The sequence below is a fragment of the Bifidobacterium asteroides genome, from assembly GCF_048001765.1.
In the GTDB taxonomy this organism is placed as follows: Bacteria; Actinomycetota; Actinomycetes; order Actinomycetales; family Bifidobacteriaceae; genus Bombiscardovia; species Bombiscardovia asteroides_K.
The window spans coordinates 1,145,605-1,159,121 of the sequence record NZ_CP181447.1; the positions used below are offsets into that span (position 1 = coordinate 1,145,605).

The window sequence follows — 13,517 nt, forward strand, 5'->3', positions numbered from 1 at the left end:
GGATTCCCTTCCTGCACGATGACGATGGTGAACACGTGCCTCACTCGGGCAGCACCTGTCCGGTCAGGACGTGGGCGTGGACATGGAAGACCGACTGGCCGGCATCCTCCCCTGTGTTGAAAATCAGCCGGTAGGCTCCGTGGAAGTCATGGTCGGCGATCTGCTGCGCTACCTGGACGATGTGGGCCAGAGTTTGAGGATCGGCCTTGGCCAATTCGGCCACGGAAGCGTAGTGGTGACGCGGAACGATCAGAACATGGACGGCTGCCTTGGGGTTGGCATCCTTGAAAGCGTAGACGGTCTCATCCTCATAGACCTTTTCGCTTGGAACCTCCCCCGCCACGATTCTGCAGAAAATGCAGTCCTCCTGTCGATCGTCATCGCTCATGACCACTCCTCCACTGTTTGCTGACAATGCTGTTTTCGTTGTTTCCATCTTATGGGCGAGGATGTATATTGCGCGCGACTTCATGCGCTGGGCTCAGGGGCTTCGGACTGCCAGCGACCCAGCATGTCCGCCAGCAGGGTCAGGGCCACAGGTCCGGCCAGGGCTGCCCGGAGGATGTTGCCGCCCAACCGAACTGCCAGGCCCCCCTCCCTCATCATGGTCTGAACCTCCTGATCGGCAATCCCTCCTTCCGGACCCACAACCACAGCAACAGGCGAGCTCGCTGGAAGCTTGTCTACGCGCTTGCGGACAGCATCCCATCCAAGGTCGGCGTCCTGGTGCAGTACCAGCACCAGACCTCCCTGGTCGGTCGCCTTCCGGCACCAGGAGGCAAGACCCCGGCTGTCCACCTTGTCCAGCAGTCGAGGACGGTAGGCCCTCCGGCTCTGCTCAGTTGCTGCATCCAATGTGGCCTGCCAGTGCCGATCGTTGCGGCCGGGCCGCCATTTGGCTATGGATCGGTCGGCCTGCCAGGGCATGACCTGATCAACTCCGATTTGGGTAGCCATGTCGATGGCCTGCTCGTCCCTGCCGCCCTTGGCCAGGGCCTGAACAAGTATCAGTTCCTTCTCGGGAGGCGCCTGGCGGCCTACAGCGGTGACCTCCACCAGGCCGGTCGAAGCATCCCTGACCAGGGCGCTGATGCGCAGTCCGTCTCCGTCTGATAGATCCAGCTGGTCCCCGTTCTTCAGCCTCATGGAGCCCAGGGCATGGCGACGGATGTGCTCGGGCAGGGTCAGGCGCCAGCCGGTATGAAGCTCATCGCTGGCCAGCGGGGAGTCATCGTGGTCGGGATCCAGCAGAAAGAGGGGTGCAGTCATGGTGTTAGGCTACAGCCCGCCGCCGAAAAGGACCCTCCCGTGACGACACGCTCCCTCAACCGCCCAGTGCGCAATATCGTCTGAGATGCTATTATTGTCTCCGTTGCGATTACGCACCTGTCCGGGTGGCGGAATGGTAGACGCGCTAGCTTGAGGTGCTAGTGCCTATATATATACAGGCGTACGGGTTCAACTCCCGTTCCGGACACTTCTTATCTAAACTAATGCCTCTGTAGGGGCATTATGCTACTACATTGCCTTCCAGAATTGTGTTGGCACGTCCTTAGAAAAGTATGGTTGATGACCCCCCCCCCCTATGGCATCAACCATGTCCGCATAGACATCCCAGGCGATGGGCCGCCAGAGCGTACACGACTTGAGGTTACACTACCTTTACGTCGGCCCCGCTACCCACCATCAGGCTCGCTGCAGTATGCCGAGGTCATGGATCAACGTTCCTGGGTATCCCGACGACGACATCCCAGACAGCGGGGAATCAGTCGCCACCCTTGGTTGGAGAGCGGACATGGCACATTTAACCACCTTCAAGGCTACCGGTGAACAATAGCGCATCCAGAACGTACCTACGATGAGAGTTTTAATAAGGTCGTCGAGACCTAGAGGAACACACCCCACCGCGCATCCCTCCCATCTTGGTAGTTCCCACATTTTTGGCCATTATTTGAATGGCCGACCTGTCAGCCTTCACCAGATACCGGCTGAAAACCCCTGATCCACCCTCGTGTTATCCCCGATGTTTAGCAGGCCGATACCCTAACAGGCTTCGCCACCTTCCTCTCGAAATATCAGGTGAGACTGGCCACTATCGACGTGAGTCCACGACCGTCAAATTTTTTGCACTACATGAAAACCCGACTGGCTTCACTCCTATTACGAACCACAAGCATAATATTCTCACCAATCAACACAAAAGCAATGGCGGCATATGCTGGCGATTAACAAATCAAGAACGATTCCATACAAACAGTTCTCCACACAAAAGCAGAAACTCAATCATTGGCGCTCGCGAAAGAGGAAAAGTGACATGTTCAATATAATGAAAAAGGAGAATCATGCCACATAGGAAAAGTCCGAATCGCATAGACTACCATATTTATCCAACCTACGTTGAATTGTCAGAGAGCAGTAGAACAAACAGGCCGTCTGTGGCGACTGTGAATTAGCCGCGAATGCCCACACCCATCTTGATCATGCTGGGTCTACCCAGATGACGGCCGGCGGATCAAAACGCGTTCAGTTTCCGCGAAGTACTCAAAACAGACATGAACCCACATGGTCCAAAGGCCGCCCAGGCTGGTCCCATTTACAAAATAAGGCTAGTCATCCGAGAGGAATTGGATTGTTACACACGCATAACCAACCCACACCCATTTAAGAGTTTGATGAATTTGATGCCACATAATCTTATGCCACCTGCAAAACATTGCATCTCAAACTCACAGCTCAATTAACGAATAAGAGCAAATCAACTGATATTCATATTCCTCGTGATTTCCTTCAAATAATGATTTATGGACCATTGATACTCCGCAATCCCTTCTACAACGGTTGACAATTCAATTAGACACTGCTGTATATCGTTGCTTTGCGCAGCGTTCAGAGCGTCCTTTGCAACATCACAAGGTTCTTTCCGCATATCCCCGCTTCCCTTCTTTGCGTACATGCCCTCGTGCAGCGCAGACGAAAGCACTCTAATGGAGGTAGATGAATGATGGATTACTAAAAACTTGCGGAAACAATCTGAACCTTGTGGTTTATCTCAAAATAGAGATGCCAAAAGACCTTCACAAGCTGATGATGAACGGAGTCCTGTCCAAAAGCCCCTTAATGGCTTAACAATAGAACAATATAAGTTTTTGGCAGCCGTCAGGATCCTATCGGCGGGAAAACCTGCGCTGCAGTCATCAAGAGACTAGGAGTTTCGACTATGAAACCTATCGCCAAATCATGGAATATCTTCCGCACACCATTCCACCTATCCTTTTTCTCCTCGGATGTTTTCTCAATGGCTATATTCAGAGACTCGCGTAGTCGGGTAAAAGCTTTTTCTAAGACGAAATCACCGGTTATTGAATATTCATCTAAAGCAATTTCCGTCTCATGCATTAGACGGTTGATATACAGCGCCAAGCCGGTAGGCAAATCCTCACTCACTTCGCCCAAGATCTTTCTGGCCCGTTCAATCAAATCGGCAATCGTCTCTCTTTGGGGTTCAGTGAATTGCAAAGAAGATTCCTTCATGCGACCGCTTAGAACCTTCAGACCCAGAAGATCGCCGGATTGTAATTTTTCCCGAGTTTTCGATCCCCTGACCACCGACCAATCCAACTCATACCCTCCGAAAGGTTTGAGTGCAGACTGTTTGATGCGGGACATGCAATCGTCAAAGAGTGTTGTATCTTCACCAAGTTCTTTCAACGAATCAACAAAATCATTTACTTCTTGCACAGCATCAACGATATCTGCAAACCGATACCCAGACGCCTCTGCTGTTGTCGCCCATTCATTCTCGAAAAAACCCAATAAGTATTCAGCAGCATTCATTGTTTCCTATCCTTCGTTGAAGGCCGTACCCGACATACGGCTTTGCACTCCATCATAGGGGAACTGGATGGACCTTCTCCTCGCTCCGACATCACATTTCATAAAGCAATGACCATTACGACGGAGGGCAAACGACTCAAAACAAGAGAAAATCCAATATCCATAAATATGCTACACCTGATTGGCGAACGCACCATTCTGGTGTCCAGGCAATCCCTTCGCCGACGCAAGAGTGATATTCTGAACGAAAGTCCGAGACATGGACGCGTCCCCCAGTTTACGTTATGCCTAATCGACTATTTCCATCGCTTTCGTAGGCGATGCCGTCGCGGTCTTATAGCGCTACTTGCCGATTCTACTGCGGCTGTATTGAACCCGTCCACCTGCCCGTACGTTCAGGGAAGCGGACATCGGTACATTATATGTGTTGTAGGCCTGGCTATAGAGCAATGCCCGATGAGCAATGACCAACTCTGGACAGCGCATGAGATTGTCCTCGTACCTGGAAGTGGGTGTAACACACTGGTCTGGTGTTGTTTTCGGGGAACGACCTCCTTGAGCATTTCGAACTCGGAGAATCGGTCCGTTACGACACCACACAGGTTCGCAGGTATCAACCATAGAGCGAAATACAGGTCACATATGAGTAGGACTGAAACCTGAAAGCGATAATTTATTGACACGAAGCACTTTAGAATTCTATAGTTTAGGGGCTATGCCCCCCACGACAGGGTTACAGCCGCGACTGGGTCGATATGTTCCTCAACCAGATGTAAGACCACCATCCACTCCCTGACCATAACTGTGTGCTTCCTAGGGTGCGCCAATTTTGACGAGGGACATCAAATCGCAGAGGGCGAGGTTATGAATAACGTGGCTAAACCGGCCGCATTACAGAAACTATGGGAAGCATGGATGAGCAACCAAGCGCAGATGGCCTTGAGGAAGAAGGAATTTATGTTCTTCTGCCATTCCGAATCTTTCCATATCATTCTCAAACCCAGAGACCTGATTGAAAATCACTCAGGCTCAGTTTTCGGTTGCGCCACATATGATATTACCAGGACCAAAAGGAGGAACGGCAGACGTGCTCAGGGTGAGAATCGACTCCATCGAGGATGACAGAATTGAGGCCTACACCAGGCTGACCGAGCCTCAGCTGCGCAATCGTCTGGAACCCACCAAGGGCCTGTTTATCGCCGAGTCCCCCAAGGTTATAGCCCGTGCCCTGGCTGCCGGGGTGGAGCCCATTTCTTTCCTGGTGGAAGAGCCCTGGCTTGAGGGAATGCGCTCAACGTTCGACCAAGTGGACGCAGCCTTCGGATCGAAAGTTCCGGTCTACGTGGCCAGCCCTGCACAGCTGAAGACCATTACCGGCTACCGGCTGCATCGAGGCGCGTTGGCCGCCATGCGACGCTGGCCTTTGCCCACTGTGGAGCAGATCTGCCACTCAGCAAAGCGAGTGGCCGTCATGGAAAACATAGTTGATCACACAAACATCGGCGCACTGATGCGTTCTGCGGCAGCACTGCAGGTGGATGCGGTCCTGGTCACCCCCTCCTGTTCCGACCCTCTTTACCGCAGGGCCGCACGGGTCTCCATGGGCACTGTCTTTCAGGTTCCCTGGACCAGGATTGGCGGCGACGACATTCACGCTTGGCCCGATCAGGGCTTGAAACAGTTGCATGATCTGGGCTTCACCACGGCGGCCATGGCCCTTAACCCGGATGCCATCAGCCTGGATGAGCTGGCTGAACGGCTAAGGCCAGGGCCTGAGCAGATTGATCGTCTGGCTCTGATCTTCGGTACCGAAGGCGACGGGCTAAGCCACAGGACCATCGCCCGAGCGGACCTCACCGTGCGCATACCCATGAGCCACGACGTGGACAGCCTCAATGTGGCTGCCTCAAGTGCCGTGGCCTTCTATGCGACCAGACCCGAGCGTGCTAGCTGACTAAGCCAACGTCGGAGCCCTCTGACATGTAGTAAATTCCTACTACCCTCCGCCGCCTCGCTTCATAGCCGGGCACCTAATATCGGGGAACCATTGACATTAGGTATCTTCCAGTATCAGACAACCGCGAAATGTCGAATGCCCTCGACGAAATCAGTTCTGCCGGGAGACGGCCTGCGAATCCTCATGGATGTAGTCGTCCGGGTCGATGGTCCCCCGCCAGCGGCCGATGGCTTTAAGACCGTGGTACATGACCAGCGTGGCCACCGATCCGATGGCGATGCCGTTGAAGCTGACCCCGGCCATAGCGAAGGTGAAGTCCGCGATGCCCACGATCATGACGACGGCGCCCACGGTCATGTTGACGGACTTGCCGAAGTCCACCTTGTTCTCCACCCAGATACGGATGCCCAGCATGCCGATCATGCCGTAGAGCATGGTGGTGACCCCGCCCAGAACGCCGGTGGGAATGGTGTTGATAATGGCTCCGAACTTGGGGCAGAGGGAGAGCAGGAAGGCGAAGATGGCGGCGCACCAGTAGGCGGCCGTGGAGTAGACCTTGGTGGCGGCCATGACGCCGATGTTCTCCGCGTATGTGGTGGTGCCCGAGCCTCCGCCCAGTCCGGCCAGCGTGGTGCCCAGTCCGTCGGCCATCAGGGCGGTTCCGATCTGATCGTCATAATCGCGGCCGGTCATCAGGGCCACCGACTTGACGTGACCGATGTTCTCGGCCACCAGGACCAGCACCACGGGGATGAACATGGCCAGGACGGATGGGTCGGCCTGAGGCGTGTGGAAGTGAGGCAGACCGAACCAGGCGGCCTTTTCCACAGCCGCGAAGTCGACTTGCCCTTGGGTGACCGCGAAGATGTAGCCAACGATGACACCCAAAAGGATGTTGAGACGGCCGATCAGGCCCTTGAAAAGGACGGCTATCAGCATGACGGCCACCAGGGTGACCAGGGCGGTCAGCGGGGCCGATTTAAAGTTCTTCCATGCCGAGGGAGCAAGGTTAAAGCCGATGATGGCTACAATGGCACCGTTGACCACCGGGGGCATGATCATATCGATCCATCGCGAGCCCGCAAAGTGGACGATCAGGCCGATCAGGAAGAGCAGGGCCCCGGTGACCATGATTCCGAAGGAGGCCACAGCCAGACCCTTGTGGGCTGTGGTCACTGCCAGGACCGGAGCGATGAAGCCGAAGGAACTGCCCAGGTAGGAGGGCAGACGGTTGCGGTTGATCAGCAGGAAGAGGGCCGTGGACATGGCCGTGAAGAAGAGGGTGGTTGAGGGGTCGAATCCGGTCAGGATAGGGACCAGGAAGGTGGATCCGAACATGGCGATGACATGCTGGGCACCAATACCCGCTGTCCGTGGCCATGTGAGTCGCTCATCGGGTTCCACAACCTCACCCGGAGCCAATGTTTTCCCGTCGCCGTGCAGTTTCCAGCCCATGGACAATGCCATTTCACTGTGCTTTCTCTCGTGCGCCGTGCCGGTCACGGCGGACCGGAATCATCAGTATATTCGCATGGGAGGACCCGAAGCGACCTATCGGGCAGATGGTCTCACTGATAGGTGGGCATGTTCTCGAAGTTGAAGCCGATGGCGGCCAGCTGCTCACGACCCTCAGGGGTGATCATGTCCAGGGTCCAGCGCGGCGACCATGTCCAGTCGATGCGGAACTCCTCGACCAGGCCCGCCAGAACGCTGGCGCACTGATCCTCGATCAGGTCAGTCAGTGGGCAGGCCGGCGTGGTTAAAGTCATGGTGATGATGGCCCTTCCCAGTTCGTCGATTTCGATGCCATAGACCAGTCCCAGGTCAACCACGTCAATACCCAGCTCGGGATCGATGACTTGGTGCAGGGCCTCTCTGACATCCTCGGCTGTGGCCCGACCGATGTCGTCGACGGCCTTGAGGGGGATGGCCTCCTCGGCGGCTGCCTCAGCATCAGCGGCATTCTGGTCTGCATTCTCCTCGCTATCGGCAACCGACGCACTGGCCGAGGTTTGATTATTCAAACCTTGGTCCGCAGACGCATCTTGAGGGGAAACTTTCGATGTAGCTTCTTGGGCATGCTGATTGTCGGACTTGTTCATATCGGACTTCTTGCCCGCCTGGCCATCGACCTGACGCATGGAACCACCCTCGGCCGATTTCAGAACCGTTTCAGCACCCAAGGGATTGCTGGCCAGCGCCTGTGCCGTGCCGGGATCGCTGATGGCTCTGCCCACTGAGGCCAGGATAGAGTCCTGGGGTTCGGGCACCAGATTCGTATTATCGCTCATACCTGCTCCTCCTTCTCACCTTTGTTGCCTTCTTTTCCAGCTGACAGGGCTTGGGCTACCGAGGCCTTCATGCCCTCCCAGCCCAACAGGGCGCACTTGATTCGCATGGGGTACTTGGACACGCCCTGGAAGACCATGGCATCGCCAAGAGCGTCCTGGGCCTGCTCGTCCTCGAGTCCAGCTCCACGCGATTCCATGAGCTTGCGGAAGTCGGCAGCCAGGTCCAAGGCATGATCAACGGTCTGCCCCTGGACCAGATCCACCATGATGGACAGACTGGCCTGGCTGATTGAACAACCCGAACCCTGCCAGACGATTCGCTGGATGAGGTCGGGGCCTCCCTGCTCGCCGGGCGCCACCTCCACATGGATGGTTGCCTGATCCCCGCAGGTGGGATTGAACTGATGGGACTCGGCAGCCAAGCAGGCCTCGTGCTCCACCCTGATGGTCACGCCGTCGCCATCCGGATCCTCCCCCGCATCAGCCTGATCTCCTACACGTCCGTGAGGTTTCCGGGCTGCGTCCAGGATCACCTCCTGGTACATCTGCTCCAGTTCCTCGTCATCCATCCCGAAATCCGCCATGTCCTTAAACCTACCAGTATGTCCTTGCTAAATCGGTCTATGCGCTGCCGGTGAATGCCCTCAGGCCACTCGGAAGAACTTGCGGACTCCAGAGACGGCATCCAGCAGGGCATCCGTGTCGGCCACGGTATTGTAAACGCCGGTCGAGGCCCGGTTGGATGCCATCAAGCCAAAGTGACGATGCACCGGTTGGGCGCAGTGGTGCCCTACGCGGATGGCAATGCCGCGCGAATCCACATACTGGCCCACGTCATGGGGATGAACACCTTGCACATCAAAGGCGACCGTACTAATCCGGTCCTCTGAAGTGGTCGGTCCCAGGATGCGTACTCCGTCCAACTCCCCCAGCCTCAACAGACCGGCAGTGATGGCTTTCTCGTGTTCGGCCACGTTCTCCATGCCCAAATTCATCAGCCAATCGGCAGCTGCACCAGCACCTATCATCTGGGCCACCGGCTGGGTGCCGGCCTCAAACCGGGCAGGAGGATCCATGTAGCTGGCTGGGCGGTCCAGATAGGCCAGCTCCACCATGGATCCGCCGAACGAAGCAGGAGGCAGGGCCTCCAGCAACTCACGGCGGCCATAGAGGAAGCCCACGCCCGTGGGGCCATACATCTTGTGGGCACTCCAGGCGGCGAAGTCCACGTCCATGGCGTGCAGGTCCACAGGCAGATGAGGCACCGACTGGCAAACATCCAACACCACCAGAGCGCCCACTTGGTGGGCACGGCGGACGATGGGCTTGATGTCTGTGATGGCACCGGTCACATTGCTGACGTGGGTGACGGCGACCACCTTGGTCCGCTCCGTAATGACCTGATTGGCAGTATCGGCCAGAACGCGGCCCTCCGGATCCAGATCGAAGTACCTGAGGACCGCCCCGGTCCGGTAGCAAAGCTCCTGGAAGGGCAGGAGGACCGAGTGATGCTCAGCCTTGCTGACCACGACCTCATCCCCGGGCTTCAGAGCGAATCGACGGGCCGCCTTGCCTCCGCGACCCAGGCTGGCATTGCCAAAGGCGGTGGCCAGCAGGTTCAGAGCGGCAGTGGCCCCGGCAGTGACCACGATCTCCTCGCCGCCCTCTTGGCCCTCCGCGCCGACCAGGGCGGCCACGCGGGAGCGGGCATGCTCGAAGGCCATGGTGCTGCGGGCTGCCAACTCATGGGCCCCCCGGTGCACCCCGGCGTTGTCCTTCAAGTAGAAGTCCCGAACGGTATCGATGACCGCCAGGGGCTTCTGAGCCGTTGCGGCCGAATCCAGATAGACCAGAGGGTGTCCGTGCACCTGCTGGTCCAGAATCGGAAACTGCTGACGAATGCTGTCATCGATAACCATTGCGGACCTCTTCTCTTATCCTCAGGCCAGAGCCGATTCGGAGTCGGCACCCTCGGGCAGGTACTGGTCGTACCCGGTCTCCTCCAGGGTGTCGGCCAGCTCGGGGCCGCCGGTCTTCACAAAGCGGCCATCGGCGAAGACGTGGACGATGTCTGGCTTGATGTACTTGAGAATCCTGGTGTAGTGGGTGACCATGAGCACGCCCATACCCGTGTTCTCCTTGGCTCTGTTGACCCCCTCGGAGACGATGCGCAGAGCGTCCACGTCCAGCCCCGAGTCGGTTTCATCCAGAATGGCGAACTTGGGCTTAAGCAGCTCCAGCTGCAGGACCTCGGCCCGCTTCTTCTCGCCGCCGGAGAAGCCCTCATTGACCGAGCGCTGTGCGAACTTGGGATCCATGCGCAGCCGCTTCATGGCCTCATTCAGATCCTTGGTCCACTGGCGGATGGCCGGAGCCTTGCCGTCGACCTCGGTCTTGGCGGTACGGAGGAAGTTGGTCATGGACACACCCGGCACCTCGACCGGGTACTGCATGGCCAGGAAGAGCCCGGCCTTGGCCCGCTCGTCCGGGGTCATCTTGAGCAGATCCCGCCCATCCAGCAGGGCCTGGCCCGAATCCACCTCGTACTTGGGATGTCCGGCCAGGGTGTAGGCCAGGGTGGACTTGCCCGACCCGTTGGGGCCCATGATGGCGTGTGTCTCGCCGGAGTGGACGGTCAGCGTGGCACCCTTGAGGATCTGCTTGCGACCCTCTTTCGTCTCCACTGAGACGTGCAGATCCTTGATTTCCAATGTGGACATGTCAGTTCTCCTCCAAAACGTGCTGCATCTCTTGATCCTCGCCGGCCGCCAGCCTGCGGTCGATGACCCCCATCAGGTGCCCGGAGACGCTGGGGACGTCAATCTCCTCCACCAGTTCACCGAAGAAGCCTCGAACCACCAGCTTGCGGGCCTCCTGCTCGGGAATGCCGCGGGACTGCAGGTAGAAGAGCTCCTCGTCGTCGAAACGTCCGACCGAGCTGGCATGGCCGGCCCCGATGATGTCGCCGTTCTCGATCTCCAGGTTGGGCTCGGAATCAGCGATGGCCCCGGGGGTCAGCACCAGGTTCCGGTTGAGCTCATAGGAGTCGGTTCCAGGCGCGGTCGGCTGGATGAGCGCGTTACCCACCCAGGTGGTGTGCGCGCCGATTCCGTCCAGGGCTCCCTTGTAGACCACACGGGACTTGCAGTTGGGATGGTTGTGCACCACCATGGTCCGGTGCTCCATGTGCTGACCGGGGTCGACGAAGTAGATGCCCAGCATGTTCAGGTCGCCCTGCTCGCCGCCGAAGTCCTGGTCCATGCGCAGCCGCACGACATCGCCACCCAGGCTGACTACGGAGTGACGCAGAGAGGCCTCAGCGCCCAGGTGAATGCGGTGGTTGCCTACATGCTTGCTGCCCTTGTCCCACTCCTGGATGAAGGTGGTCGACATCTGCGAATTGTCACCGATGTCGATTTCAACGCCCTCGGCCAGACGTGCCTGGCCCTGGTGCTCGACCACCAAATCGGCCTTGGTGCCAGCCTCTGCCTTGATGACCAGGTGGAAGGCATCCAGCTCAGGGCCGCCGCCATTGACACGGACCAGCACAGGCTGATCCAGAGTGCCTTTGAGGTTGACCACAGTCGCCTGTTTGCCGCTTGCCCATTCCACAGCGGCTGCTCGGTCGCTGGGCTTGAGGACGGTGCCGCAGGGGGCCTGATCCATGGGAATCTGGCTGTAGCTGACCTGATCTGTGGGCGGTTCGGACCCGTCGATCATGGAGACCGAGACCTTGGTCAGACCGCTGGGTTTGAAGACGGTGAAGAACTCCTCCATCCGGTCGATGGGGGTGAACCGCCAGTCATCCTGCTTGCGGGTGGGCATGGGGAAGTCATCAGGGTTGAAGGAACGTGGCTCCTTGTCGGCGCTGGACGGCATCGTAGCCGGGAAAGCATAGGGATCCTTGGGATCCGCATGCGGAATGGTTATTTCGCTGTTCTGTGACATCAGCCTACCGAACCCTCCATCTGCAATTCGACCAAGCGGTTGAGCTCCAACGCGTACTCCATGGGCAGCTGCCGGGAGATGGGCTCTACGAACCCGCGTACGATCATGCCCATGGCCTCCTTCTCTTCGAGGCCGCGGCTCATCAGGTAGAAGAGCTGGTCCTCGGATACCTTGGAGACGGTGGCCTCGTGGGCCATGGAGACGTCGTCCTCACGAACATCCACATGCGGGTAGGTGTCCGAACGGGAGTAGTCGTCCACCAGCAGGGCGTCGCAGACCACCGAGGAGGAGGACTTCTCAGCCCCCTTGATGATCTTGACCAGGCCTCGGTATGCGGCCCTTCCCCCGTTGCGGGAGATTGACTTGGAGACGATGGTGGAGGATGTGTGGGGTGCCAGGTGGATCATCTTGGCCCCTGTGTCCTGGTACTGTCCCTTGCCGGCGAAGCCCAGGGAGAGGGTCTCGGCCTTGGCGTATGGCTCGGCCAGGATGCAGGCGGGGTACTTCATGGTGGCCTTGGACCCGATGTTGCCGTCCACCCATTCCATGGTGCCGCCCTCGCGCACATAGGCACGCTGGGTGACCAGGTTGTAGACGTTGTTGGACCAGTTCTGGACCGTGGTGTAGCGCACACGAGCATGAGGCTCTACCACGATCTCCACGTTGGCCGCATGCAGGGAATCGGTGGAGTAGATGGGGGCCGTGCAGCCCTCCACATAATGGACGTAGGAACCCTCGTCGGCGATGATCAGCGTGCGCTCGAACTGGCCCATATTGGGCGTGTTGATGCGGAAGTAGGCCTGCAGGGGGATGTCCACATGGACCCCCTTGGGCACATAGACGAAGGATCCGCCCGACCAGGCCGCCGTGTTCAGCGCGGCGAACTTGTTGTCATCCGGAGGAATGACCGTGGCGAAGTATTTGCGGAAGAGGTCCGGGTACTCCTTGAGAGCCGTGTCAGTATCCAGGAAGATGACCCCCTGCTTGCGCAGATCGTCGCGGATGGAGTTGTAAATGACCTCGGACTCGTACTGGGCGGCCACGCCGGAGACCAGCCGCTTCTTCTCGGCCTCGGGGATGCCCAGCCGGTCATAAGTGGTGCGGATGTCATCGGGTAGGTCCTTCCAGTCCTTGGCCTGCTCCTTCAGAGGCTTGACGTAGTACTTGAAGTCGTCGGCATCGAACCCGCTTAAATCCACGCCCCACTTGGGCATGGGCTTCTCCATGAAGGCCCGATAGCCCTTGAGGCGCATCTGCAGCATCCAGTCAGGCTCGCCCTTGTCGGCCGAGATGGCCCGGACCACATCCTCGTCAATGCCCTTGTGGGCGTTGCGACCGGCATCGTCGGAGTCGTGCCAGCCATAGGTATAGTCACCGAACTCGGAGATGATCTGGTCATCTTTTTTGATTTTCTCTTCATTGACGCGGGAGCGGTCGGCCACGTATTGGCTCATTTCCACATCCCGCGATGTGTCTGTCCGCTGCGA

The 13,517-nt window shown here is 57.9% G+C and carries 11 protein-coding genes and 1 tRNA gene; 2 read left to right on the forward strand and 10 right to left on the reverse strand.

All coding sequences use genetic code 11. The features are described 5' to 3' along the window. Positions 1-40: 40 nt before the first annotated feature. The gene (locus ACNAOV_RS04480) at positions 41-388 is read right to left on the reverse strand and encodes a histidine triad nucleotide-binding protein (protein WP_416516767.1); all 348 of its coding nucleotides are present in this window, start codon (positions 386-388) and stop codon (positions 41-43) included. An 80-nt stretch (positions 389-468) separates the two neighbouring features. Then, positions 469-1,269, reverse strand: a complete 801-nt coding sequence (locus ACNAOV_RS04485; protein ID WP_416516768.1) for a 16S rRNA (uracil(1498)-N(3))-methyltransferase — start codon at positions 1,267-1,269, stop codon at positions 469-471. Between the two features lie 119 nt (positions 1,270-1,388). On the opposite strand from ACNAOV_RS04485, the gene ACNAOV_RS04490 reads away from it, so the two are divergent. Continuing rightward, positions 1,389-1,477 (forward strand) — tRNA-Leu (locus ACNAOV_RS04490). A gap of 1,679 nt (positions 1,478-3,156) precedes the next feature. Here the strand turns inward: ACNAOV_RS04490 and ACNAOV_RS04495 are convergent. Continuing rightward, positions 3,157-3,834: a hypothetical protein gene (locus tag ACNAOV_RS04495; protein WP_416516769.1), complete on the reverse strand. Its 678-nt coding sequence runs from the start codon at positions 3,832-3,834 to the stop codon at positions 3,157-3,159. Between the two features lie 1,051 nt (positions 3,835-4,885). Here ACNAOV_RS04495 and ACNAOV_RS04500 point away from each other — a divergent pair. Next, entirely contained in the window at positions 4,886-5,788 is a 903-nt protein-coding gene (locus tag ACNAOV_RS04500; protein WP_416516770.1) for a TrmH family RNA methyltransferase, read from the forward strand. 153 nt (positions 5,789-5,941) lie between these two features. Here the strand turns inward: ACNAOV_RS04500 and ACNAOV_RS04505 are convergent, their stop codons facing one another. From ACNAOV_RS04505 to sufB, 7 genes are all read right to left on the reverse strand, one after another. Then, entirely contained in the window at positions 5,942-7,258 is a 1,317-nt protein-coding gene (locus tag ACNAOV_RS04505; protein ID WP_416516771.1) for a uracil-xanthine permease family protein, read from the reverse strand. Positions 7,259-7,359: 101 nt separating this feature from the next. Continuing rightward, positions 7,360-8,082 (reverse strand): metal-sulfur cluster assembly factor, encoded by a 723-nt coding sequence (locus tag ACNAOV_RS04510; protein WP_416516772.1) that lies wholly within the window; start codon positions 8,080-8,082, stop codon positions 7,360-7,362. Continuing rightward, positions 8,079-8,666 carry a Fe-S cluster assembly sulfur transfer protein SufU gene (sufU, locus tag ACNAOV_RS04515; RefSeq protein ID WP_416516773.1) on the reverse strand — a complete coding sequence of 196 codons (588 nt, stop codon included), beginning with the start codon at positions 8,664-8,666 and terminating at the stop codon, positions 8,079-8,081. The genes ACNAOV_RS04510 and sufU overlap by 4 nt, the downstream gene beginning before the upstream one ends. Positions 8,667-8,726: 60 nt before the next feature. After that, on the reverse strand, positions 8,727-10,001 hold the full coding sequence (locus ACNAOV_RS04520) for a SufS family cysteine desulfurase (RefSeq protein ID WP_416516774.1): 1,275 nt from the start codon (positions 9,999-10,001) through the stop codon (positions 8,727-8,729). A gap of 21 nt (positions 10,002-10,022) precedes the next feature. After that, positions 10,023-10,802, reverse strand: a complete 780-nt coding sequence (sufC, locus tag ACNAOV_RS04525) for a Fe-S cluster assembly ATPase SufC (RefSeq protein ID WP_144177151.1) — start codon at positions 10,800-10,802, stop codon at positions 10,023-10,025. A 1-nt stretch (position 10,803) separates the two neighbouring features. Next, the gene (gene sufD, locus ACNAOV_RS04530) at positions 10,804-12,030 is read right to left on the reverse strand and encodes a Fe-S cluster assembly protein SufD (RefSeq protein ID WP_416516775.1); all 1,227 of its coding nucleotides are present in this window, start codon (positions 12,028-12,030) and stop codon (positions 10,804-10,806) included. Further along, a complete protein-coding gene (gene sufB, locus ACNAOV_RS04535) occupies positions 12,030-13,484 on the reverse strand; it encodes a Fe-S cluster assembly protein SufB (protein WP_081581024.1) in 1,455 nt (484 codons plus the stop codon). Before sufB ends, sufD begins: the two co-directional genes overlap by 1 nt. Positions 13,485-13,517: the final 33 nt, after the last annotated feature.